This window comes from Vulcanococcus limneticus LL, from assembly GCF_002252705.1.
GTDB classification, from domain to species: Bacteria; Cyanobacteriota; Cyanobacteriia; order PCC-6307; family Cyanobiaceae; genus Vulcanococcus; species Vulcanococcus limneticus.
In genome coordinates this window covers 1-23,670 of the sequence record NZ_NQLA01000042.1, presented here as the reverse complement: position 1 = coordinate 23,670, position 23,670 = coordinate 1, and the positions used below count along the sequence as shown (strand labels likewise).

General features: G+C 65.3%; 17 protein-coding genes. 11 read left to right on the top strand and 6 right to left on the bottom strand.

Annotation, left to right across the window (positions count from 1 at the left end):
- Window positions 1-102: 102 nt before the first annotated feature.
- A complete protein-coding gene (locus tag CJZ98_RS18405; RefSeq protein ID WP_255082760.1) occupies window positions 103-564 on the top strand; it encodes an AbiTii domain-containing protein in 462 nt (153 codons plus the stop codon).
- 157 nt (window positions 565-721) lie between these two features.
- On the opposite strand, the gene CJZ98_RS18400 is transcribed toward CJZ98_RS18405, so the two are convergent.
- Complete coding sequence (locus CJZ98_RS18400) at window positions 722-1,162, bottom strand: hypothetical protein (RefSeq protein WP_157910999.1); 441 nt, start codon at window positions 1,160-1,162, stop codon at window positions 722-724.
- 34 nt (window positions 1,163-1,196) lie between these two features.
- Entirely contained in the window at window positions 1,197-1,778 is a 582-nt protein-coding gene (locus CJZ98_RS13795) for a hypothetical protein (protein ID WP_157910998.1), read from the bottom strand.
- A gap of 575 nt (window positions 1,779-2,353) precedes the next feature.
- Between CJZ98_RS13795 and CJZ98_RS13790 the strand changes: the two genes are divergently transcribed.
- The 7 genes from CJZ98_RS13790 to CJZ98_RS13755 all read left to right on the top strand — a co-directional run bounded on the left by CJZ98_RS13790 (window position 2,354) and on the right by CJZ98_RS13755 (window position 13,231).
- A complete protein-coding gene (locus CJZ98_RS13790) occupies window positions 2,354-2,839 on the top strand; it encodes a hypothetical protein (protein WP_094591709.1) in 486 nt (161 codons plus the stop codon).
- Window positions 2,840-2,905: 66 nt separating this feature from the next.
- The gene (locus CJZ98_RS13785) at window positions 2,906-6,484 is read left to right on the top strand and encodes a TM0106 family RecB-like putative nuclease (protein ID WP_094591708.1); all 3,579 of its coding nucleotides are present in this window, start codon (window positions 2,906-2,908) and stop codon (window positions 6,482-6,484) included.
- A gap of 30 nt (window positions 6,485-6,514) precedes the next feature.
- On the top strand, window positions 6,515-6,754 hold the full coding sequence (locus tag CJZ98_RS13780) for a type II toxin-antitoxin system Phd/YefM family antitoxin (protein WP_094591707.1): 240 nt from the start codon (window positions 6,515-6,517) through the stop codon (window positions 6,752-6,754).
- Complete coding sequence (locus CJZ98_RS13775; RefSeq protein ID WP_094591706.1) at window positions 6,751-7,179, top strand: type II toxin-antitoxin system VapC family toxin; 429 nt, start codon at window positions 6,751-6,753, stop codon at window positions 7,177-7,179. Before CJZ98_RS13780 ends, CJZ98_RS13775 begins: the two co-directional genes overlap by 4 nt.
- 143 nt (window positions 7,180-7,322) lie before the next feature.
- Window positions 7,323-8,513, top strand: coding sequence for a metallophosphoesterase family protein (locus CJZ98_RS13770; protein ID WP_094591705.1), 1,191 nt, complete (start codon window positions 7,323-7,325; stop codon window positions 8,511-8,513).
- A gap of 6 nt (window positions 8,514-8,519) precedes the next feature.
- Entirely contained in the window at window positions 8,520-11,246 is a 2,727-nt protein-coding gene (locus CJZ98_RS13765) for an AAA family ATPase (protein ID WP_094591704.1), read from the top strand.
- 386 nt (window positions 11,247-11,632) lie between these two features.
- Entirely contained in the window at window positions 11,633-13,231 is a 1,599-nt protein-coding gene (locus CJZ98_RS13755; RefSeq protein ID WP_094591703.1) for an HIRAN domain-containing protein, read from the top strand.
- Between the two features lie 363 nt (window positions 13,232-13,594).
- Here the strand turns inward: CJZ98_RS13755 and CJZ98_RS13750 are convergent, their stop codons facing one another.
- From CJZ98_RS13750 to CJZ98_RS18885, 4 genes are all read right to left on the bottom strand, one after another.
- Window positions 13,595-13,864 (bottom strand): hypothetical protein, encoded by a 270-nt coding sequence (locus tag CJZ98_RS13750; protein WP_094591712.1) that lies wholly within the window; start codon window positions 13,862-13,864, stop codon window positions 13,595-13,597.
- Between the two features lie 143 nt (window positions 13,865-14,007).
- Window positions 14,008-14,403, bottom strand: a complete 396-nt coding sequence (locus CJZ98_RS13745; RefSeq protein WP_094591702.1) for a type II toxin-antitoxin system VapC family toxin — start codon at window positions 14,401-14,403, stop codon at window positions 14,008-14,010.
- Entirely contained in the window at window positions 14,400-14,639 is a 240-nt protein-coding gene (locus CJZ98_RS13740; RefSeq protein WP_157910997.1) for a FitA-like ribbon-helix-helix domain-containing protein, read from the bottom strand. The genes CJZ98_RS13745 and CJZ98_RS13740 overlap by 4 nt, the downstream gene beginning before the upstream one ends.
- Window positions 14,640-14,734: 95 nt before the next feature.
- Window positions 14,735-14,908 (bottom strand): hypothetical protein, encoded by a 174-nt coding sequence (locus tag CJZ98_RS18885; protein ID WP_198537803.1) that lies wholly within the window; start codon window positions 14,906-14,908, stop codon window positions 14,735-14,737.
- A gap of 251 nt (window positions 14,909-15,159) precedes the next feature.
- On the opposite strand from CJZ98_RS18885, the gene CJZ98_RS13735 reads away from it, so the two are divergent.
- From CJZ98_RS13735 to CJZ98_RS13725, 3 genes are all read left to right on the top strand, one after another.
- A complete protein-coding gene (locus CJZ98_RS13735) occupies window positions 15,160-15,849 on the top strand; it encodes an SIMPL domain-containing protein (RefSeq protein ID WP_094591711.1) in 690 nt (229 codons plus the stop codon).
- A 62-nt stretch (window positions 15,850-15,911) separates the two neighbouring features.
- Window positions 15,912-16,583, top strand: a complete 672-nt coding sequence (locus CJZ98_RS13730; protein WP_094591700.1) for an HD domain-containing protein — start codon at window positions 15,912-15,914, stop codon at window positions 16,581-16,583.
- A 697-nt stretch (window positions 16,584-17,280) separates the two neighbouring features.
- Window positions 17,281-23,433, top strand: a complete 6,153-nt coding sequence (locus CJZ98_RS13725) for a DEAD/DEAH box helicase (RefSeq protein ID WP_157910996.1) — start codon at window positions 17,281-17,283, stop codon at window positions 23,431-23,433.
- Window positions 23,434-23,670 lie beyond the last annotated feature (237 nt).

Here is a 23,670-nt window from a genome sequence, read left to right as displayed (position 1 = left end):
GTCAGCTGTGGAGCCGATCGCCTGAGGTGCGCGGCCCACCCCAGCTACGCCGGGGTGGGAGTGCCGGGGGAATTACACCACTGAAGGGGACGCCAGCTCAGAATTGTCGAACAGGTTCGCAATGTGATCCTGAACTGGACACTAAAGCTTGAAGAGGAAGGGATTGTTGGTGAGGGAATGACTTTCACAGCGCAAGAGGCTCATTCTGCCCAAGGTACCCCACAGGCAGTGAATAACTTTTACGGACCTGTACACAACCCACAGATCCAGCAGTCAAATGCCACTGCCGTCCAAGTGCATTCACAGCATCAGATAGACAGTGAAGCAATTTCAACTTTCGTAGAACTGCTTGCAAGCAAAATTCAGGATCTTCAGCTCTCGTCCGATCAAGAATCTGAACTTAGGGCTGAGGTTGAGACGATTTCGAGCCAATTGTCCTCTCCAAAGCCGAAGTCAACAATTCTTCGTGAGTGTGCCAGATCAATTAGATCTATCCTAGAGAAAGCAGGAGGCACTCTGGTGGCCTCTCTCCTTACTGATCAGTTATCGAAGATGCCTTTTTGATCCCACTTGACGCGATGGTGCTGAGGTCTAACATCAAGATCCAGCGGGCGGGGTCATTATTCCTTGCTTGATGCCAAGTTTCTGCTCCGCCGCTGATCTTGAGCGTTAGGCTGACAAGTTCAAGAACACTACCTTCATGGGTTGAACCTCTGACCTATCAGTTAGAGATGTTCTTGGCGATCTTTGAAAGGTGTTTCACTAAGTCAACGAGCTCACGCCCCTTCTTCGCGGTCTCCCACATCTTTTCACCAAAGATCTCAGCCGAGCTGTCTGAGTAAGCGTGATCGTCAAGCCTGCAGAAGGCATGAACACACTCATTTCGATCCTGCCGCCATTGATGAAGCTGGTCGAATAAGTCGTCTTCCGTATCACCTCCTTTTTCAGCGAAAGCTTTCTTTGCTTGGTTGATGAGATTATTCAGGCTCTGCCTTGCGGAAGTTTCTCCGACAAGAGTTTGCAAGGCTGATAGCAGGCGGTCAGAGATGATACTTTCTTCAAGGGAGATAGCCTCCAAGAGCCATCCTTCTTCAAGGGCTTCATCAAGTCGTTCAAAGGCGAGCTTGTATCGTAGGTAGCGACCAGTCTGCTTTGAGGCCATCATTCATATCCAGCAATGGGTCTTAAGCCTGGCATCAATTCTCCAGATAAGCAGTAAGAGCATTGATCTCCGCATCCCATCCATTGTTAGCCCATTCCTCGTAGATGCCTGAAATATCTAGATCGTATTTACCCGCGAGACCCGCAATGGTTACCATCGCAATCAGCTCAAGTCGAGAGAAGACTTCCTCAAGTCGCTCCGCAGCGGAATAAATCTCAGAATCCGTATCCCGGATCAATCTGGTTGGCCGAAATGCCATGCTATCGGAATGGCACGTATCAAACAGGTTGATGAGCTTCTTGGTCGACGACTTCAATGTTTCTGCAGGAAAGGTGTCGAAACCAAGCTCATAAATCAGCACCTTGGCGCGATTATGCTCATTCATGAAGTCAGTCAGCCAAGACTGAATACACAACGCCTCTTCTTCTTCGCTAAATCCGCCAAAGTCATCTATGCCACCAGTCTGCTCTATAATACCACTTACATGCTCGACCAAGTCTTTCTCGAGGCTTGTAAGGAGCTCTTCAGATCCCTGAAAGCTGAAGAGCCAAGCACTCGGAGTTACCGGAACAAAGGTCAGCTGACCATTTTCTTCGATAAATCCTGTGTTTGCCATTGAAGACGGAAATCCAAAGTAGGAGCATAGTGCATGACTGGATAGTCTCGCACGACATCCCCTCCAGATGTATGCATAAAACGCATTGCACGCTTCTAGGGCTCCGACGGTAAGGTCATGGCTGGAGTCAGTCAGGTGACACGAGCCCGGTGGACACCACTCCAGGCTGCTGCGGGTGTACCAGCGGTGCTTCCTCTTCTCGATCGCCGGCACCGGCAGGGCGGGCGTTGGGTGTGTCGATTCGGATCGGTCAATCGGCAGAAACGCCGCTAGGACACTCGGAGTCGAGACCGCAGAACCATTGCGACCCAGTACGGTCGTTCCCAGCTCAGCAGTTGCCCTCAGACATCCTGGGGCTGCGCAGGAGTCCAGCTGTCTTTCTCCATCAGAAGTGGGAGCAGGGTAAACAAACCTTTTGTAGTCACAAAAGGCCGTTGCGCCTCATGGCGTATGGCTCCCTCTGTGCTGCTTCATAGAGATCCCTTGCACCGCAACGGGTCTTGGTCAGTCGCACGAGAGAGGCTGTCCCTCCCGTCCACCGGCGCGATCCTGAACACATCGCCGCCGCAGTCCCGATGAGTTCCCCCGCCGACCAGCCCCAGAACCCCTCCGCCGATGAGCCCCGGAACCGCAGCGGCCGCTACCGCTACCGCGCCGGCAAGCCCGTCGATCCCAGCGAGGGGCTGCACCCCGAGATGACCGAGGCCGAGATGGCCCAGGCCGAGCCGGCCGCCGGTGCCGTGAGCGGCATCCCCAACAGCCCCCAGGAACTGATCGCCATGCAGGAGAACAAGCCCGAACGCCCCGAGAAGCCCGAGCGGCAGCAGAGCCCCAAGGTGAAGCAGGCGATCGAGCTGATCGAAAAGCTCGACACCACCGCCTACGAGGACCAGCAGATCGCACTGGCGATCCTGCGGCACCTGGAGAGCTTCCACGACGACGTGGTGGAGGAGATGAAGGATGACGCCGACGCCAAGCACAGCCAGATCGCGGCCTGGGCCGTCGATGCCGACCGGCTGATGCGCAGCCGCATGCTGCTCGACTCCGTCGATCTGGAGTGACCGCCGGCCACGGTCCCTGCCCTGTCTCCCGCTCACCCTTCCACCGTTTCCTCTCCATCTACACCGATGCCCCTGAACCTGACCGACCGCCTGATCACCCCGACCCAGCTGGCGCTGTTCAGCCGCAGCCCGGTGATCGGCGCCTGGTGGGAGGAGGTGCATGCCACCGATCCGCAGCGGGCCACAAAGCCTCAGGCCAGCTCCCTGGATCAATTGCTGTTCGCCTCCGGGCTGGAGCACGAACAGGTGCTGATCTCGAACCTGAAGGCAGCTGGCAGGACGGTGGCCAAACTGAGGGGCCGACAGGACGAGGAGGACTACGCCGCCACGCTGGAAGCGATGCGCTCCGGGGCTGATTTCATCTGGCAGGCGTCGCTGCGCAACGACGAGATGCGCGGCTCCGCCGACCTGCTGGAGCGGATCGAGCGGCCCTCCGCCCTGGGGAGCTGGAGCTACATCCCGATCGAGTGCAAGCTCTCCAGCCATCCCAAGCCGATCTACCTCGTGCAGGCCTGTGCCTACTGCGAGCTGCTGGAGCCGATCCTGGGCCACCGGCCCGAGCACTTCAAGCTCTACCTGGGTGGCGGACGCTTCGAGGAAGAGGAGCAGGGCTACCCCGCCTCCCGCTTCTGGAGCTGGTACGAGCAGCTGCGCCAGCGCTACCGCGAGTTCCGGGCCCGTTTTGATCCCAGCCAGGAGCCTGAGGATGCGCCCGGTGACCACGGCCTGTGGGAGACGTTCATCGAGCAGCGGCTGCAGGAGAAGCGCGATCTGATCCTGGTGGCAGGCCTGCGCCAGAGCCAGCGCAGCAAGCTGCGGGCCGCAGGCATCACCAGCATCGACGCGCTGGCCGCCTCAGCGGACGATCAGGTCGTGCCCGGGCTGGATCCGGCGGTGCTGCAGCGGCTGCGGGATCAGGCCCGCATCCAGCTCGCCAGTGAGCAGCGCAGCGATGGGCGTCCGGCCTTTGCGGTGCGACCCAGGGAGCAGCAGAGCCGTGGGCTGGCCATGCTGCCGGCCCCCGATACCGGCGACATCTGGTTCGACATGGAGGGCTACCCCGACCCGATCAGCGGCGAGAAGCTCGAATACCTGTTTGGCGCCTGCTACCGCGACGACCAGGGCGAGCTGCAGTTCAAGGGCTGGTGGGCCCACAGCCCGGCCGAGGAGAAGCAGTCCTTCGATGGCTTCGTGGGGTGGGTGCAGGAGCGCCGGGCGCGACATCCCGATCTGCACGTCTACCACTACGCCAGCTATGAGAAGACCGCGCTTGGCCACCTGGCCTCCCGCCACCAGATCCACCAGGCCCTGATCGATCAGTGGCTGCGCGAGGAGCTGCTGGTGGACCTCTACCCGATCGTGCGCAACGGCCTGCTGATCGGCGCCCCCAGCTACTCGATCAAGAAGGTGGAGCGGCTCTACGGCGAAGCCCGCCAGGAGGAGGTGGAGAGCGCCGCCGATTCGGTGGTGCAGTACGCCGAATGGCGCAAATCCGGTGAGCCGCCGCTGCCCGGCAGAGCACCAGGTCAGAGCCCCTTGCTGCAGGCCCTGCAGGACTACAACGACAAGGACTGCCAGGTCACCGAAGGGCTGCATCGCTTCCTGCTCGGGCTGCCCGAGATGCAGCAGATTCCGTTTCGGATGAACAAGTGGGGGGCAGCGGCAACCGGCGAGCTCGACGAGGTGCAGGCCAGCGCCTACGAGAAGGACCTGGAGGTGGCGGCCCGTGAGCTGCTGGCCGAGCTCCCCGGCAGCCTCGAGGACCCCGAGGCCCAGGGCCCCCGCGGCCTCAGCTGGCGGCTGCAGAAGCTGATCGCCCAGCTGATCGACTTCCACGAGCGGGAAGGCAAGGTCGAGTGGTGGGAGTTCTTCCACCGGCTGCAGATGACGCCGGAGGAACGGGAGGACGACAGCGAGGTGATCGCCAGGGCGCGACTGGAGGGTGTGGAGCAAATCAAACGCTCGCTCGGCTTCCGCTACCGCTTTGATGCCAGCCAGGCCCTCAAGCTGTCCGCCAGGGAGGGGGGCCATCCCACTTTTGCCGTGGTGCCACTGGTCCGGGACGGGGAGCGGTTGCTGCCCCTGGAGCGGCTTTCTCTGGCCGATGGCAAGCCCTGGAGCACGCAGGGCCTGCTCGACGAGACCCAGGCTGACGTGGTGACCTTGAAGGCGACGGCAGATGCTCTCGCGAAAGCCGTTGACCTGACGGGATCGCAGCTGCCCGCTCAGGCCGATCTGGTGCCCCTGCCGAAGCAGATCTACAGGCACATGCTCAAGGACCTGGTGCACCTGGCCCAGGGCTGGGTGTTCGAGCGCAAGCCCCTGCCGCCAGCCCTGCTGCACCTATTGGAGCGCCGCTCGCTGCCGGAGCTGGTGGAGCTGAACCAGCGGATCCGCCAGGCACCGGACACGACCGCCGCAGAACTGGCGGCCTTCCTGCAGCAGGCCGATGGAATCGGGCTGTCGCTGCAGGGGCCGCCCGGCACCGGCAAGACCACCGTGACCGGAGCGCTGATCGCTGAGCTGGTGGCAGCCGGCCAGCGGGTGGCGGTGAGCTCCACCACCAATGAGGCGATCAACAACGTCCTGATCAAGGCGCAGGAGTGCCTGGATGCGCGCGGCAGTGAGGCCCTGGTGGTGAAGGCCTCCAGCAGCAGCGGCCATGCCGCCGATGTGAAATCCCTGGCCGGCAGCCGCGCCCAGGCCCTCAAGGAGGCCGACCTGCCCGAGGACCCCGCCGTGCTCGGCGGCACCGTATTCACCCTGGTGAAGGAGGCCTACGACGGTGCGCCATTCGATCTGCTGGTGATCGACGAGGCCGGCCAGGTGCCCGTGAGCAACCTGCTCTACATGAGCCGGGTGGCGCGCAACATCCTGCTGGTGGGCGATCAGCAGCAGCTCTCCCAACCCAACCGTGCGGCCCACCCGGAGGAGAGTGGTCTGTCCTGCATCGACTACGTGATGCAGGATCACGCCGTGGTGCCGGCCGATCGGGGCGTCTTTCTGGCCACCAGCTGGCGCATGCCACCGCCGCTCACCCAGCTGGTGTCGGAGCTCTTCTACGACGGCCAGCTGCAGGCAGCCCCGCTGAACGCGGCCAACCAGGTGCACTGGGACGGCCCAGGGCAGGGGCTGGTGTTTGAGCCCGTGCCCCACAGCGGCAACAGCACCCTCAGCGAAGAAGAGGTGGAGCACATGGTGGCCCTGGTGGAGCGGCTGCATGGCCGGCCCTACCGGCGGGCCCGGTTCACGAACGGCCAGCTGGAGATCGTCGAGGGGGTGCTCAGCGGCAGAGACATCCTGATCACCGCCCCCTACAACGTGCAGGTCAACCGCCTGCAGAAACGCCTCGGCGAGCGGGCCCGAGTCGGCACCGTCGACAAATTCCAGGGGCAGGAGGCGCCGGTGGCGATCCATTCGCTCACCGCCAGTGACGGCGACAGCGCCCCCCGCGGCCTGGATTTCCTGCTGGACCCGAACCGGGTGAACGTGGCGATCAGCCGCGCTCAGTGCCTCTCGATCGTGGTGGGATCGCCCCAGCTGGCCACCGGGATCAGCAGCAGCATTCAGAACGTGCAACGCCTCAGCGGGCTGTGCCGGTTGATGGACGGCGTGACCATGGAGATCACCAAAACTGGTTGTTGACTGGTTGATCTGGTCTTGCCCCCTCCCGCCATGCGTACCGTCGACGCCTTTGAGGCCAAGACCCACCTGGCGGCCCTGCTCGATGCGGTGAGCGCCGGCGAGCAGATCACCATCACCCGCCACGGGCGGCCGGTGGCCAGGCTTGTGCCCCCTGGCGACAGGCCTCCCGCCAACCTGGCCCACACCATCGAAGCCCTGAAGCAGTTCAGCCAGGGCCAGACCCTCGGAGGGCTCACAGTCCAGGAGCTGCGGGACGCCGGCCGCCGATGACCACGGCAAGTGGGGATTTCGTGCTGGATGCCTCGCTCAGCTGTGCCTGGTGCTTTGGCGATGAGGCCAGTGCCGAGGTCTGGGCGCTCCTGGCGCGGCTGCAGGGAGCTCAGGCCCAGGTGCCCTCGCTCTGGCTCTGGGAAATCGGCAATGTGCTGGTTCAGGCCGAACGCAAGGGGCGGATCACGCCGGCAGCCATCCGCATCTTTCTGGGACTGCTGGAGACGCTGCCCATCCACATCGACCAGGCCACCTCCGCCACGGCCTGGCACGACACCCAGGCCCTGGCCCGCAGCCATCGCCTCACCACCTATGACGCCGCCTACCTGGAGCTGGCCCTTCGTCTTGGACTCCCCCTGGCGAGCCGCGATCAGGCGCTGAACGCCGCCGCCAGCAAGGAAGGCGTGCCCCTGCTCCCTTCCTGAGCGGGAGTCATCTGGCACGACGCTTCAACCCGCAGCTGGCAGTTGCCGCCGCAGCGATCTCCGTTGTTCGCACGGGAACCCCGATCACCCTGATGCGATCGCCATAGCGTCTGCTCAACGCCCGCTCACCATCCCGCCCGCCTGTGACCCAACTCCGCGTCCTGCACACCGCCGACTGGCAGATCGGCAAGCCCTACGGCACGGTCGCCGACGAGCAGAAGCGTTTCCGGCTGCAGCAGGAGCGTCTGGCGGCGATCGGCCGCATCCGCGACGTGGTGCGGCTGCAGGAGGCCCAGCTCGTGCTGGTGGCGGGTGATCTCTTCGACTCACCAACCCCAGCCACCACCGCAGTGCTGGAGGTCCTGGAGCTGATCGGCGAGATGGAGGTGCCGGTGTTGGTGATCCCGGGCAACCACGACCACGGCGCACCAGGAACGGTGTGGCACCGCGACGACTTCCTGAGGCACCAGAGGCAACTGGCCCCCAACCTGCAGCTGCTGCTGGAGCGCCAGCCCCTGGTACTCGATCAGGCCGTGGTGCTGCCCTGTCCGCTGTTGCGCAACCAGGACAGTAGTGATCCCACCCAGTGGCTGCGGGGGTTCGACTGGAGCAGCCTGCCCACCGATCGGCCGCGCATCGTGCTCGCCCACGGCGGCGTGCACGGCTTCGGAGGGCGCGACTACGAGGGCGATGAGGAGGCCCAGGCCGGCGCCAACAACCTGATCGACCTGGCGGCCCTACCGGCCGGGCTGATCGACTACATCGCGCTGGGCGACTGGCACAACCTCAAGCAGGTGACCCCCCAGGCCTGGTACCCCGGCACGCCAGAACCCGATCGCTTCGATCAGGGCGACGACAACCAGCGCGGCCAGGTGCTGCTGGTGGAGCTCCAGCGGGGGGCCACGCCGGAGGTGCGACCCCAGCCCACCGGGCGCATCCGCTGGCACAACCTCCAGGTGCGCTTCAGCGGCGATGGCGATCTCGATCGCTTTGAACGCCAGCTCGAGGAGCTCACCGCCGGTCGTGTCGCCCGCGACCTGCTGCGGCTGGAGGTGAGCGGCAGCCTCAGCCTCGCGGGCCATCGCCGCTACCAGCAGCTGATCGACGACCTGCAGAACCGGCTGCTGCGGCTGCGGATCAAGGGCGAATGCCAGCAGGCCCCCGAGGCCGCCGAACTCGAAGCCCTCACCGCCCGCAGCGAAGACCCCCTGATCGCCCAGGTGGCCCAGCAGCTGCAGAACCGCCTCAGCCGCGAGGGCGATCCCGAATCCGACGAAGCGCGCCGGATCCGCACCGCCCTCTGTGAACTCTTCCACTTCGCCACCACCCGCTGAACCGCCATGCGTCTCCTCAACTGCCAGCTCCAGAACGTGCGGCTCCATGGCGAGCTGGAGCTGGCCTTCTCGCCGCGGCTCACCCTGGTCGGCGGGCCCAATGAATCGGGCAAGAGCACCCTGGTGGAAGCCCTGCACCGGGCCCTGTTCCTCAAGGCGTCGGCCACGGGCGCGCCGGTCGAGGCGCTGCAGTCGCGGCTGCACATGGGCCAGCCGGTGGTGCAGCTCGGGTTTGAGGCCAAGGGCGACACCTGGACCCTGCGCAAGCGCTTCAGCGGCACCACCGGGCAGGTGACGCTGCAGGCGGAGAGCAGCGGCAGGGCACTGACGGGACCGGCCGCAGAAGACGTGCTGGCTGAACTGCTCGGCGTCGGCGAGATCGTGGGCAGCAGACAGGCGGGCACGGTGCTCCCCAGTCGCTGGGCTCACCTCTGGGTGCGCCAGGGACTGTCAGGCGATGACCTTCTGGCGACGGGCAAGAGCAACTACGACTTCGATCAGCTGCGCCTGCAGCTGGAGCGCAGCGGCGGTGCCGCCGTGCAGCAATCGGCTCTCGACCAGCGGGTGGAGCAGCGGCTTGAGGCAGCGCTGGCGGAGAACTTCACCAGCCGCGGCACCAAGAAGAACTCACCGCTCTATGTATGCGAAGAGGCGTTGAAGGCCGCCCAGCTGCGGATGGCAAGGGCGCTGGACCAACTAACGGACTACGAGACCGCCAGCGAGGAGCTGGCCGACCTCTGCGAGCAACTGGAGCGGCTGCAGGCTCAGGAGCTTCCCGCTCTGCTGGAGCGCCAGAAGCGTCTGCAGGAAGGGGCGGAGCAGGCCGGCCGCCTGGATGTGGCCATCGCGCTGGCCCGCAAGGAGCTGGAGCCGATCACGTTGCGCCATGACACAGCCAGGCAGGCTCTGCAGCAGCTCGATGGCCTCCAGGCAGACATCAAGCAGCTGCAGACGAAGTTGGTGGACCTGGAAGCCAGGGCCGCCGGGGCCGAGGGCCGGGAAGCGGAGCTGGTAGCGGCCCAGGGGCAGCATCGCCAGAGCCTCGACGCCCTCAGCCAGCAGCGCCAGACCCTGGAGCTGCGTCAGCAACTGCTGCAGCGGTTGGTGGAGCGCACCAGCACGGCCGAGTCGCTGGGACGCCTGGGCACCGAACTGGAGAAGCTGCGACAGGACGCCGCCCAGCGCCTGACCCTGGACCAGCAGCTGACTGGGTTGCCAAGCCTCAGCAAACCGGATCTGCAACAGCTGCGGCAGCTGGAGCAACAGCTCCGCGACGCCCGCACCCGCCAGCAGGCGATGGCCGCCGGCGTGAAGCTTCTACGGGCCGACCAGCCGGTGCGCCTGGATGGCCAGCCCCTGCAGGTGGGAGAGGAGCAGCGGCTCAGCACGGTCTTCCAGCTGAAGGTGGGCGATGGGGTGGTGCTGGAGATCGCACCCGGCGGAGGCCAGGCCCTGGAGGATCTCGAGCGCACGGTGACTACCGCAGCAGAGCAGCTGACAACCCGTCTGGCGGCACTCAGCGTCGCCAACGTGGCAGCCGCAGAGGCACTGCTGGAGCAGCGCACGGCGCTGGAGCAGCAACTGGCAGCACTGGCGAGCGCCGCTCCGGCCGACCTCGGCCAGCTGGAGCGGCAGAAGGAGGCCCTGGAGCAGCGTCTCAGCGAACTCGATGGCGAGCTGGAGGAGCTGGCCGAGACCCGTCAGGCGCTGGAGCAGGAGCAACCCTTGCCGCAGGCTCTCAGTGAGCTGAAGGCCCTGCAGCAGCAGATCGGTGCCACCAGCCGACACACCGGTGCGGCGCTCAACGCCGCCGAGCGCGACCTGGAGGCAGCCCGTTCGGCGTTGCATAACTTTCAGCAGCAACGGCTCAGCGAGACCAGCCAGCTGGAGGTGGTGCGCGCTGAACTGGCCGACCGCCAACAGCGGCTGGAGCAGCAGATCCAACAGGACGGCGATCGTGACGGGTTGGCAGCCAGGCTCGCGGAGCTGACCCAGGCACGCCAGCGGGCCGAGGCCCAGCTAAGCCAGCTGCAGGCCGACCGGGCGGCGCTGGGCAGCCAGGACGCCGAGCGGGAACAGCAACGGCTCCAGGACCAGATCGATGGCCTCACCAGGCGCCAGGGGGAGCTGCTGGATCAACGGGGCGCCGCCAAGCAGCGTTGCGACAGCATCAGCAACGCAGACCCGTTCGCCGCAGTGGAGCAGGCCCGGCTCCAGCTGGAGACAGCCGAGGCAGACCATCGCCAGCTGGTACGCCTCACGGAAGCCCATCAGCTCCTGCAGCAGCTGTTTCAGGAGGCCCAGGCCGACCTCTCCAGCCGCTACAGCGAGCCCCTGGCCCGCGCCATCGGCGACTACCTCCAGCCGCTGGTGCCCAATGGCCAGGCGGCCCGACTGGGCTACGACCAGAGCAAGGGCTTCCTGGGCCTGCAGCTCCGGCGCGGCCAGGAGTTCTACGACTTCGAGGCCCTCAGCGGCGGCATGCGCGAACAGCTGGCGGCGGCCCTGCGGCTGTCGATGGCCGACGTGCTCAAGGACGCCCACGACGGCTGTCTGCCGCTGGTGTTCGACGACGCCTTCACCAACTCGGATCCCGAGCGCATCGACCTGGTGAAGCGCATGCTGGGCACCGCCGTGGAGCGCGGTCTGCAGGTGATCCTGCTCACCTGTGATCCAGCCACCTACGGCTCGTTCGCCGATGCGGTGGTGGATCTGGGTGCGGGCGGTCGTTGAGCCTCACACGCCAGCAGCCATAGCTTCCACAGGCTCGCCCCACTGAAGATCGGCGTGTTCTGGGGTCTCCAGAGATGCATCCTGGCCTCAGTGGCCTTCAAAGAGATCGGCGATCTCGTCCGCGGCGATCTGATCGAAGTCCTTCGGCACCTGGCACTGTCCCTGCAGAAGGCCCAGACGACGCAGCGGCGGATGGGCAGGTTGCGCACTGGGGCCGAGATCGAGCGGACTTCTCTCGTGACATAGGGGTGGACTCTCGATTCGCCCATTGTTGGAATCCATCACGCCCCCATTCCCGCAGGTCTTGTCCATTCAGACCGTACCCAGCTGTGGAGGATTCCGCTCCTGACAAACCGGCCTAGCGTCTAGACAGCAATGCCGCACCGATGGCCCCCAAGGGCAGCCTGTTCCGCAGCCTTCAGGACCTGGAGGCGGCCGGCTCCGCCGAACGCCGGGCCGCGCGCCAGCGCCGCCAGCAGCAAAGCAGCGGCGAGATCCTTCAGACCTTCCTGGCCTATCGCCTCGCCGATGCCGCCGAGAAGATGGCGCTCGGCATCGCCATCGGCGATCCGCTGACGCTGCGGCACGAGCCGACAAATGAATGGGATCCGAATGCCGTGAAGGTGTTCTGGAAGGAGCAGGAGATCGGCTACCTGCCCAAGGGGATGGCGGCCCTGGTGGCCGCGGAGGTGCCGGAGGCCGCCACCGGCCTGGAGGCGGTGGTGAGCGGCCTGGCCACCACCTCACGGCGGGATGCCTTCCGGCTGCAGATCTCGATTCCGATCGAGAAGCCCAGCCGCCGGCTCAAGGAGCTGGGGGTGACCGGCGACTTTGCGTGGGACTTCGATCGCACCAGCGGCGCCGACAAGATGCGGCTGGTGATCAACAGCACCGAGACCGCCTTCCGCGAACTGCAGGAGCTGCTGCGCGTCAGCTACGACGTGAGCAAGTGCGGCTACAGCTACTACCCCACCCAGGACGGCCGCCATTACCCCTGGTATCTGAGCCTCACCGATGCCAGCGGGCGGGCGCCGGCGGATGAAGCGCCGGTGGAGCAGCTGATCCGCACCCAGTTCGGCGTGCCCAGCGAGACCACGCGGCGCCTTGAACGGCAGAAACGCCTGGAGGAACTGGAGGAGAAACAGGAGGACATCAGCCAGCGCCTGCAGGTGATCCGCGCCGATGAGGCCCGGCTGCGGCGCGAGCTGGAGGCGAGCCAGCAGCAGCTGCAGCAACGCCAGAGCAAGACCAAGGACCAGAAGGCCAAGGCGAAGGAGAAGGCCAGGGGCCTGAAGCTGGAGCTCTCCATTGCCCAGCAGGAACTCGATCTGGCGGTGAAGGAGAACGACGCCCTGGCGCTCACCTGCCAGGAGCTGGAGACCACCCTGGCCCTGCGGCAGGAGGAGCTCAGCTACTTCCATGAGCTGAGCGAGAGCATGAGCAGCGGCACCGGCTTTGGCCCGGTGGGCGGAGTGGCGGATCGCGCCGGCAAGCCGGACGCCGAGGCCAGCGAGCGACTGCTTGATGCGCTCCGGAGCATGGCGGCGGATCTCAGGCCCCGCCAGATTCTCGACCTGGCGACCAGGATCTGCCCGGACAGCTTCGTGGTGCTGGAGTCGGCCTGGAAGTCGACAGATGAGGTGGTCGGCTTCAAGCGGGGGGAGCGGCTGTTCGAGCTGCTGTGGCGGCTCGGGACCCGCTACCGCGAGGCCCGGCTCGCAGGCCAGCCGGATGTGGCCGGGATCCAGGTGTTCGGGGCCGCCTTTGCCGCGAAGGAATCAAACACGACTCAGAACAGTCCCAAGGCGATGCGATGGCGCCGATTCGACTACAACGGGAAGGAGGTAGTGATGGAACAGCACCTCAAGATCGGAGTGGGGGATTCGATCAATCGCACCCTGAGGATCCACTTCCACTGGGATCCGGAGGTCGGTCGGGTGGTGATCGGCCACTGCGGCAAGCACCTGCCGCTGCCTGGGCACTGAGGCCAGGCGGCGGCACCTTCCGATGGGCCCTGCTCCACAGGGGCCAGCACGGCGATCCGTGGTCCGGCAGCAGGCCGGCGGTGAGGTCGTTCAGCACCTGGGGAAGCTCGGACCGCTCACGCCGTAGCCCCCGCTCAGACGCCCTGGCTTTACTGAATCAGTTTTCAGTTGTGTAGGCAGCCCAGTGCTGGCAGGGGTTCTGGGCCTGTGCATGCGGTCAATGGCTGTGGCGCTCGGTGGCCTCCACCAGCTCTTCCACGGAGATGGGGCCACCCTTGAGCTGGGCCCGGAACGCTTCAACCTCCTGCAGTCATGCCTCTGTGTCGGCGGTTCCGAGGGATTGACCACATCCTGCTCCTGCTCTCAGGCAGGGCGCTGCGGCCGCCTGAAGCGCAGCTCACTCACGGCGGCGATGGCCTGATCCTGCTGGCGATCGCGCTCCTGGTCGCCCTCGAAGGCCTCCAGCTCCACCCCCCACTCGCCGCTGAGGAAGCGCTGGGCGATCCGGGCCCGACGCCGCTGCTGCAGGGCCTCCTCCATCAGGCGGCGGATGGCGGGGCCCTTCTTGCGCTCACCCGTCAGCTCCAGGACTTCCGCCATCTCCTGGTCGGACAACTCCACGGTCACTTTCATGGTCTGGGTGCCCACAAGTCAGACTCTGAGCCCAGGATGGCATCCATGGGCCCAGGCGGTGACGCCTGCCGATGGCCCTGCCCTGCCAGATTCAACGTGGCGATCCGTGCTCCGGAAGCAGGTCGGCGGTTGCGAGCCTGCAGCTACCCAGCGGGTTGACGCGCTCGATCGGGGAACAGCTGCAACAGCTTGCGATCAAAGGTCAGCAGTGAGCAATTCAGTTGCTGCGCCAGCACCACAAACTCGGCGTCGTAGGTGGAACATCCCGAACGGATGGCCAGGTCGAGAACCTGATGCCCATCGACGGGGTGCTCATTCAGCTCAAAGCGTTCCAGCGCCTTCTGCCAAAGAGCAAGAGCCTGCGCAGGAGTGGCCAGCTCAGTGCGCACGTACTTCAGCAGTACATGGCGAAACTCAGATCGCCAGAGCGGCGGAACACGCCAGTCAGGGTCCTGACGCAGCAGCTCAGCCACATCAGCACTGGCCGCAGTTGGCAGCATCAGGGCTGCCACCACGTTGGTGTCAGCGACTGCGGTCAATGGCTCTGGCGCTCGGTGGCTGCGACCAGATCTTCCACGGAGATGGGGCCACCCTTGAGCTGGGACCGCAACGCTTCAACCTGCTGCAGCCATGCCTCTGTGTCGGCAATGGCAGAGCTCTGGCGCGTCAGGCAATCCAGCACTTCGCTGTTGAGGCTGCGGCCATGGGCCTGGGCACGCTGCTCGAGGCGGGTCAGGACCTCTTCGGGGACGTCATGCAGGGTGAGGGTGGCCATCGCGCCAGGCCTCCTGGCTGAGCAGATCTGGGCCCAGTCTGACAGCGCTTCCCTGGGAAGGAGCACCGACTGGACCTTGTCCATCCCCGGCCCCCTCAGGGCTCGAGGATGTCGAGCACCCGCCCGTCGTCGTCCACCAGGCGGTGGCGCTTGCCGGTGGAGCGGGCGCGCTGCTGGGCGGTGCGGAAGGCGCTGGCCTCGTGGTGGCTGGAGGTGTAGTGCTGCCAGCGGCCGAACTGGTCCTGCCACTGGATGGTGATGCGGGTCATGGCGGTTGCTGCGGATGGAGTCAATGTGGCGATCGCGGGCCGGCAGCAACGCCCACCTCGCGCGAACAACGGGGTGGTGGTTCGCAGGAGACGGGCCCCGGCATCAGCGCCATGCCGCGACGCTGACGGCACACCGCACAGCCCCGATGCCTGGCCCCTTGCACCGCCTGATCCCCCGACGCGAACAGCTGCGCCACTGGCGCGAGCAGAGCTGGACGCTGCTGCGTCGCACGCCGCCGCTGGTGTTCGCCATGGCGGTGCTCGGGGTGGGCCTGACCAGCGCCACGGGTGTGCTGGTGAAGGGCATCCGCAACGCCAACGACACCATCACCGTGACCGGCGCCAGCACCGAACGGATCCGCAGCGACTACGTGGACTGGTCGGTGCTGGTGAGCCACAGCGGGCCCAGCCAACAGGCTGCCTATCAGGGTCTGCAGCCCTCGGTGCAGAAGACCGTGGCCTTCCTCAGGGCCCAGGGCATCGCGGCCGATGAGCTGGAGCTGGATGCGGTGAAGTCGGAGAAGGAGGAGGTGCGCGATCCCCGCAGCGGCGAGCTGCGCTCGACGGTGTGGACAACCCGCCAGGCGGTGCTGATCGGCAGCTGGGATGTGGCCAAGATCCAGCGGATCTCCGGCCGCATCGGCGCGCTGGTGGGCCAGGGCATCCCACTGACGATCAACGAGCCGGCGTTCACCTTCACCAAGCTGGCGGAGAAGCGGGTGGACATGCTGGCCAAGGCCACCCGCGATGCCCGCCAGCGGGCCAAGGCGATTGCCTGGGAGGCGGGCGCCAGCATCGGTGCGATCACCAACGCCGAGACGGGCTCGTTCCAGATCACGGCGCCGAACTCCACCGAAGCCAGCGACTCGGGCTCCTATGACACCCGCACGATCGACAAGGACATCACCGCCGTGATGGCTGTGACCTTCCGGGTGGAGTGAGGGACCAGCCACAGCATGCGCAGCCGAGCCCAACACGATTCACCAACGCCGACCAGCAGCCGATGACACCCCCCGACCTCGCCCACAGCCAGCGCTACATCGATGCCCTCGGCTGGAGTGCTGAGCTGCACCGGGGCCAACGACGCAAGGGCAAGCCGATCCCGTACATCTCCCACCTGATCGCCGTGAGCGCGATGGTGTGGGAGGACGGCGGCACTGAGAACCAGGCGATCGCCGGCCTGCTGCACGACGCCATCGAGGACGCCGGCCAGAGCCACGGCTCGATCGCGGCCCGTTTCGGGGAGGAGGTGGCCCAGATCGTGGTGGACTGCACCGACACCCAGGGGCCCACGGAACCCGGAGCCGAGAAGGAACCCTGGCTGCTGCGCAAGAGCCGCTACCTGGCGAGCCTGGAGTCCAAGGCCGAGGGATCCCTGCTGGTGACGGCGGCCGACAAGGCCCACAACGCCCGTGACCTGGTGCTCGATGCCCGCCGCGATCCCCGCAGCTGGGAGCGGTTCAACGCCGGGCTCGAGGGCAGTGCCTGGTATCTGCTGCGGATCCACCAGACCCTCAGCCATCGCCTCCCCCGCAGCCGCTCCACCGCCCTGCTGGGGGAAGCGGTGCAGGAGATCCTGGCCAGCGACGCCTATCGGCGCCTGGTGCCACGCGGCATCGCCCCGGCGGTGTGGGCGGCGGGGTATCTGGAGCGGGTGGAGGCGCCTAACGATTGAGCTTCCGCTGCCGCGCTTGATCGATGGCCCGGCGCATTGGGCGTTGGTGCATTTTGAGCTCGCCCTACAAGGCCCGCAGGCACGAGACCGGGTGCACGCCGGTGCTGAATGGTGCCCTTCGGGAGCAAGACCTCCTGACGGCGTTCACGGGAAGTTCAGTTCTGACTGTCACTACTGCATGTAGCCCTCACTACCCACAGCTGCCATACACCATGGATGCCAGGCTACCGAGAACGCAGGGGGGCTATGCAGAAAATGCATCGCGCCAGCACTAGCGCATGTTTCAGGGTGTGGGGACTGCCGCCAAGCCGTAGCGTGCCGATGCAGAATCAATTATAGAGCCTTCATGACGCCAATCCCAGGCTGACGACGGAGAATTGTTTTAGCAATGCACGATCCCATCGGCGCCTTTAGCCGCATCCGCGAGCTTTACCTTAGCTATCTCGATACAGCCTTTCGCATCGAGGATCCAGGCTTGGGGCGTGAGCGGCGAGAGTTGCTGCGAGAAGCGGGAAAACTGTGCACTGATCCTCTGCTCGAGCCCCAGCCCCAATGGTCACTTGATGGTCGCCGATTTGAAGACCTGCTTGATGAGCAAGGTGATGAGGCTATTCTCGCAGGCCTGCCAGCACGTGCCCGACAGGTCTTCATCGACCTCATCAGCTGCGGTCTAATCGGGCGTGCAGGCGATGGTTCGTTGTTCAAGCCCTATCGCCATCAGCTGCAGATGTTGCAGCGGGGCGTGCGCGATGGCCATGCCGGCATCGTCACCTCCGGCACCGGCTCAGGCAAGACCGAGTCATTCCTCCTGCCGGTGCTGGCCACGATCATCGAGGAAGCCACCCGAGAAAGGGGCGGCTGGAGAGCTCCCCAGACTGGTTTTCTGCAGAAGCGCTGGTGGTGCGATGCCAATGGCCTCCCCCTGGCTGAGCGTGACAGCAGTGGTGCCTACGTGTTGCGCGAAGGCGTGCAGGTGAAGGGGCTGGAGTGGGATGGCTTCAAGGATCGCCACCACCGCAGCGGGGAAACCAGAACGGCCGCCGTGCGGGCGCTGATTCTTTATCCGATGAACGCCCTGGTCGAAGACCAGATGGCGCGCTTGCGGGCTGCCATCGATTCACAGGATGCCCGTGATCTGTTCGACCGCGAACTCAACGGCAACCGGCTTTTCTTTGGGCGCTATACCGGCCAGACTCCCGGTGGGCCTAGCTATTGGCGGCCCCACGAACGGGCTTTGGGTCAAGGTCTAGGCAGTACCGGCACCACTCCCCTTGATCGACTGATCCCAGGCTTGCCGGCTGATCCCGACCCAGACCGCGCCCTTACGCTCACCAAGTGGAAGCAGCAGGTTTCAGGTGCCCGAAAGCGCCGCATCGAAGAGATGCTGCAGGCCTATGCCGAGATGGAGGATCTGCAGCGGGCCGTTCGCCATGAGCTGGGCCTGGAGCCACACCAACAGGCAGGCTGGGATCAAACCCCGGGCCAACGGGAAACGGCCTTTTCCTTCCCCTCAATTGATGGTGGAGAGTTGGTGTCCCGCTGGGACATGCAGCACACCCCTCCCGACATTCTGATTACCAACATCAGCATGCTCAACGCCATGCTGAGCCGCTCCAGCGAGCAGCAAATGCTGGATCAAACCCGCGTGTGGCTGGAGAACGATCCGCGCAACCGCTTCACGTTGGTGATTGACGAACTCCACCTGCAGCGCGGCAGCGAAGGCACCGAGTTCATGTACCTGCTACGGATGCTACTGGTGCGGTTGGGCTTGGATCAACCTGAGCGGCATCACCAACTGAGGTTGCTGGCCTCCAGCGCTTCACTCCCGGCCACTGGCCCTGAAGGAGAGCACAGCCTCAATTTCCTGCGCGATGCTTTCGCCGATTTCGGCCTGCCTCCAGGCTCCGACCGCGAGATCTGGCGCGAAGCGATCGTGCCGGGCGAGCAGGAGCAGCGTGAGCTCACGCCAGGCACTTGGTTGTTGCCGCGTGACGCCCACCAGGTGCTTGCGGCTTGCCGGGCCTTCTGGAATTCAGATCAGGGCCCAGCCGATACCGATGCGCTGCTGCCGCTGGAAAACCTGGACGGCTCCACCCTGGAGGCTCCGCACCAGGCGCTGCTGGATGCTTTGGACGTGCCGGCCGTAGGTGAGCAGCTGGATCGCTGGCTGACGCTGGCCCGTGGCATTGGCACCGATCTGGAGCGTGCCTGCCACAACCGAGCCAGCGGCCTGCGCGCCATCGCCGATGCGATCTGGAGCAACCACGGCTGGAGCGATGCCGAGCTGGAGCCAGTGCTGCGGCTGCTTGCGGCCATCGTGGGCTCAGTGGGCGAAGGCCAATTCGCTGCACAGGCAGCCCTACCTCGCTTCCGCCTCCACACCTTCTTCAAAAACCCGGAGGGCCTGTTCGTCACCGTGGTGCCGCCGGCAGAGCGCACGGCAGAAGCGCCAGAACGCTGGCAGGGGCCCCTCTCTCTCAATCTCAGTGGCCGCCAGGTCGGCGAAGCCGCAGATGGCAGCCGCGAGTTGCGCCGGCAATTCGAGCTGCTCCACTGCGAGTGCTGCGGCGAAACCTTCCTCGGTGGCATCCGTGCCCGACAGGACGGGGCCAGTGGTTCTGCTGATCTGCAAGAGCTATTGCCCCACGAGGCCGATACCGAGCGGTTGCCTGATCAGCCGCTGGCCAACCGCTTCGAGCAGCTCACCTACGACGACTACGCCATTGTGTGGCCGGTGGCCGACAACAGCGAGCCACTGGGCGACCCCGACAACAAGGAGCGCTGGGAGCCCGTTTGGCTGGATCCAGTGAGCGGGGTACTGCGCGAAACAGACAACGGCCATGGTGATTGGCAACCGGCCTACCTGTTCCAGCGCCAGGGCGATGCCGAGGTGTACGGCCTCAGCAAGAGCAGTGCCAGCAGCCACCGCCCGTGCCGCTGCCCCCGCTGCAAAAGCGATTACAGCCAGCGGCGCGTGTGGGGACGCGGCGGCAGCCCACTCACCTATTCACCCCTGCAGAGCCTGAGACCTGGCTATGGCCGCACCACTCAGCTGCTGGCTACCGAGGTGTTCGATGCCCTGGCCCGTGGACGCCATGACGGCCAGGATCCCCCGCGCCTGGTGAGCTTTGCCGACAGTCGCCAAGGGGCCGCCCGTACTGCCTTGGATGTGGAGAACCTGCATCACCGCGATCTGCTGCGGGAGGTGTTGATGGTGTCGCTGATGGATGTGGATGCCAGGCGCCGGCGGGCTGCAGAAGGGAGCGATGGGGGTCATCCCAATGCCGTGAAGCTGGAGGGCGTCGAGCAGGGTCTCGCCGCGTTGCGCCAGAGCGGCCTTGATGAAGACAACCCTGCAATCCAAACGCTGCTGAAGCAAAAGCAAGAGCTGCTGGTGCCCCTGCGGCAGGAGCAGCTCGGGGTCATACCCTTCAGCTCCATCCTCGAAATCCAGGATCCTGAGACCGGCCAAGAGGTGGGCCCCTTACTGAGCCACCTGATCCGGCTGGGGGTGCATCCCTTCGACGACCGGGGCCTGCAGAAGGTGAGAGCCGGCCGGAACGTCGCTCTCCACTGGTGGGAGCTGTTTGCCCAGGATCCCAACAACAGCAGCAGCTACCGATGGCACAACCCTCCGGCCCGAGGCCTCACGGCCGGCGAATTCAGCAGGGCCGCCGGCGACATGGTGCGCGATCGCATCCTCAAGGCCCTTGCCGATGTGGTGTTCCACAAGAGCTACTTCGCGATCGAGTCCACCGGGCTGGCTATCCCCGTGCCGCTGCCCACCCCGGAGCAGCTCGCAGCCGACGACTTCAATCCTGATGAGCTGTTGCAGGCGGCGGCCTGGCTGCGGATCTACGCCGACGACTATCGCTACGCCCCATGTCCTTGGGATCCAAAAACCAGCGTGATCACGCCGGACCAGCTGGAGCGGGGTGCGGCCAATATCGCCCGGGTGCTCAAGCGGTTCGCTGAGCAGCAGGGCGGTGAACCAATCGACTACCTGTTGCAGGGTCAGACCCTGTTACGTCGTTTCGGCGGCCACTCCAGCCCCGCCCATGACTACGTGGAGCTGGCCCGGATCGGTTTCCAGCTGCCGCCTGATACGGCCCCGTTCTGGCGCTGTGAGAACTGCCGGCGTGTCCATCTCCACCGTGGCATCGGCGGCTGCACGCGTTGCGGCACGCCCCTGGCAGAGCAGCCCAGCGGACAACGCGGTGAGCTGATCCGCGAGCATGTGTTCGGCCGGCGCCTGCGCCGGACCCTCGACAACCATGCCGCCGGCAGCCAGGCCTCACCGGAGCTGTTCCGGTTGCGCTGCGAGGAGCTCACCGGTCAAACAGTCGATCCAGCCAGCCGTCAGCGTGAGTTTCGCGGCATCCGCCTGGAGCAGGAGAAGAGCCACGCTCTCCAACCCCACGGAATTGAGATGCTGGCGGTGACCACCACCATGGAGGTTGGGATCGACATCGGCCCGCTGGAAGCGGTGCTGCAGGCCAACATGCCGCCGCAGCGCTTCAACTACCAGCAGCGCGTGGGTCGAGCCGGGCGACGCGGCCAGACGTTTTCGTTTGTGCTCACCCTCTGCCGCAGCCGCAGCCACGATCTGCACTACTTCCGCCATCCGGAGCGGATCACCGGCGATGCACCCCCGCCGCCCTTCCTTGTGAAGCGGCTGGCCCGCATCGCTGAGCGGCTGCTGCGGAAAGACCGCCTGATCCATGCCTTCCGCTGGCTGGAGCAGCGCCAGCGCCAAGCGAACGGCGATGTGTGGGCCGGGGATCTGGTGAGGCCCGTAGATGTGCACGGCGATTTCATTCCGGCCCGGGTGTTGGAAGATCCCCAGAAGCTCAAGCAATGGCAGGGCTGGTTGGCTGAGGCCTTGGAAGCCACGGCCACCAAGGCCGAACGCACGCGCCAGGCCCTCAATCGCCAGCGGCCGCTCGATGACCCGCGCTGCGATCTCTTGGAGCTGGAATCCGCTACTGAACTTCTGAAGACCATCACCACAGGCAGCCAGCGGGTGGGAGCGAATACCGCGGGCCTGGCGGCCCATTTGGCCAATGAAGGGGTGCTGCCGATGTATGGCCTGCCCACACGTGTGCGCGAGCTGGTGATCGGCGGCGACCAGAAGAAACGAGAGGTGGTGAGCCTGGATCGGGATCTGGAAGTGGCGATCTATGAGTTCGCGCCGGGGAATGTTCTCGTGCACGACAAGCTGGAGCACCTCTGCATCGGTCTGACGCCCCGGATCGACTGGCAAGGCGGTATCGCCAGGCAGGGAGGAGGGTTCAAGACCATCCAGGCCGATCCCTGGGATCGGCGCCTGGTGCTGGGCTGCTGCCCTGTCTGTGGAGCCTGGCAAGACGTCTCGAAGGCCAGCGAACCGGAGGAGGAGCTGGCCTGCCCCAGCTGCCAGAGCAGCTCAGTGCTCAAGGAGTGGAACGCCCAGAGCTGTGTAGAACCCGCAGGTTTTCGCACCGATTTCCGGCCCGCCACAAACCTCGAATCCCTGCCCGGCAGCTACAGCAATGCCTTGAGCGCCGATGCCGATCCACCGCCCCGCCACAGCTGGCTGCATCAGCGTGAGGAGACCGGCGTCGGCCCGCTGCAGTTACAGCTGGTGGCGCGGCCCGGCACCACCGTCTATCGCCTCAACCGCGGCCCCCAGGGCACTGGTTTCAGGATGGTGTGGCGCGAGGGCAAGTTGCGCCGCGCCAGCCGCGAAAGCCCCAAGCTGCAGCAACGCGACAGCCCCAGCCTGCGGGCCCAGGCAATTGATCAGCGCCTCTGCAGTGGCCCCGTGATCCAGTCCGTGCTCACCGAACCGGAGGTGGAGCCCCACGACCACAGCAGCATCGATCCGGTGTTCCTGGTAGCGCCGCGCGTCACCGATGGGCTCTATCTGCTGCCGGAGGCGGTGAATCCGTTGCTGGCGATCAATGAACTGGGCAGCAGCCTGGAGCTACCCAGACCCGCCCTGCGCGCTGGGTCCCGCACCGGCCCGGATGGCAGCAACTACTGGCAGGGTGTGCGGGCAGCGGCCATTTCCGCAGCGCAGCTGCTGATCGCACGCTCGACGCGGGAGCTGGATGTGGATCACCGTTCTCTGGAGGCGGTGGAACCGCGGCCGTTTGCGGTGGATGGCCAGCGGCTGCCACTAATCCAGATCGTGGATGCCCACGTGAATGGGGCGGGCTTCAGCGCCTGGCTGGGGGATGAGCGACAGGGTGTGCCGCCGATCCTCGAGCACATCCGCCAGTGCCTCACGTCGCCCACAAGTGATCAGAGCAGCAGTGAGGACATCCCCGAAGCATTGGCCTGGAGCGAAGAGAAGCACCGCCAGGAGTGCCAGGACAGCTGCTACAGCTGCCTGAAGACCTACGAAAACCAGGCCGTTCATGGTCTACTTGATTGGCGTTTGGCGCTCTGCTATCTACGGGCGTTCGTGCAACCGCAATGGACCTGCGGCCTCGATGGCGATTACAGCTGGGCACCGCTCAACGACTGGCCGGAACAGGCTGATCGGGTGGCGCGACTCAACCTGCGCCTCTGGGGCGGAAATTCAAGCGAGGATCTGGTGCGATCCAGCAGCCGAGATGACCTGGTGGCCTTCCGGCTCACCACCACGAACCCCATCAGCAAACCGTGGGTGATTGTGCGCCATCCCCTCTGGCGGTGGGGCCTGGAGCAGGGAGTGCTTGTGGAGTTCGAAACCGAGCTCAAGGCGCGCACACCGGATCAAGCCGTGGTCTGCTGGGACACCTTCAACCTCAGCCGCCGACCAGGCCGGACGCGTCAGTGGATGGCCGCGCAGGGGGCGCGGATGCGCAAGGCCCGCAAAGGCTGAATGGCACGCGGCGGCCGCCTACCCGCAGTCGCCTGGCCACATCACCCAAAACGGACAGTGGCCGCTGGCCTGAAGGGCTGCAGCAGCAGGGCACAGGCTTCAATCGTGGCCACAAGTATGGTGGTGAGGAGGATGAAGTTTTGACGTGACCCCCTTTGTCGGTCCAGTCCTTATGAGAGTGGGTGGATGTGGTCATGCTGCAACTCCCTGTTGAGCTGCCTCCAGGGGCGTACGCCC

What these genes read in the sequence shown, in the direction of transcription:
- CJZ98_RS13730 (WP_094591700.1), top strand. Translation starts at nt 15,912, where the DNA reads ATGACACCCCCCGACCTCGCCCACAGCCAGCGCTACATCGATGCCCTC.
- CJZ98_RS13790 (WP_094591709.1), top strand. Translation starts at nt 2,354, where the DNA reads ATGAGTTCCCCCGCCGACCAGCCCCAGAACCCCTCCGCCGATGAGCCC.
- CJZ98_RS13795 (WP_157910998.1), bottom strand. Translation starts at nt 1,778, where the DNA reads ATGGCAAACACAGGATTTATCGAAGAAAATGGTCAGCTGACCTTTGTT.
- CJZ98_RS13775 (WP_094591706.1), top strand. Translation starts at nt 6,751, where the DNA reads ATGACCACGGCAAGTGGGGATTTCGTGCTGGATGCCTCGCTCAGCTGT.
- CJZ98_RS18400 (WP_157910999.1), bottom strand. Translation starts at nt 1,162, where the DNA reads ATGGCCTCAAAGCAGACTGGTCGCTACCTACGATACAAGCTCGCCTTT.
- CJZ98_RS13740 (WP_157910997.1), bottom strand. Translation starts at nt 14,639, where the DNA reads ATGGCCACCCTCACCCTGCATGACGTCCCCGAAGAGGTCCTGACCCGC.
- CJZ98_RS13785 (WP_094591708.1), top strand. Translation starts at nt 2,906, where the DNA reads ATGCCCCTGAACCTGACCGACCGCCTGATCACCCCGACCCAGCTGGCG.
- CJZ98_RS13780 (WP_094591707.1), top strand. Translation starts at nt 6,515, where the DNA reads ATGCGTACCGTCGACGCCTTTGAGGCCAAGACCCACCTGGCGGCCCTG.
- CJZ98_RS13755 (WP_094591703.1), top strand. Translation starts at nt 11,633, where the DNA reads ATGGCCCCCAAGGGCAGCCTGTTCCGCAGCCTTCAGGACCTGGAGGCG.
- CJZ98_RS18885 (WP_198537803.1), bottom strand. Translation starts at nt 14,908, where the DNA reads ATGACCCGCATCACCATCCAGTGGCAGGACCAGTTCGGCCGCTGGCAG.
- CJZ98_RS13735 (WP_094591711.1), top strand. Translation starts at nt 15,160, where the DNA reads ATGGCGGTGCTCGGGGTGGGCCTGACCAGCGCCACGGGTGTGCTGGTG.
- CJZ98_RS13750 (WP_094591712.1), bottom strand. Translation starts at nt 13,864, where the DNA reads ATGAAAGTGACCGTGGAGTTGTCCGACCAGGAGATGGCGGAAGTCCTG.
- CJZ98_RS13765 (WP_094591704.1), top strand. Translation starts at nt 8,520, where the DNA reads ATGCGTCTCCTCAACTGCCAGCTCCAGAACGTGCGGCTCCATGGCGAG.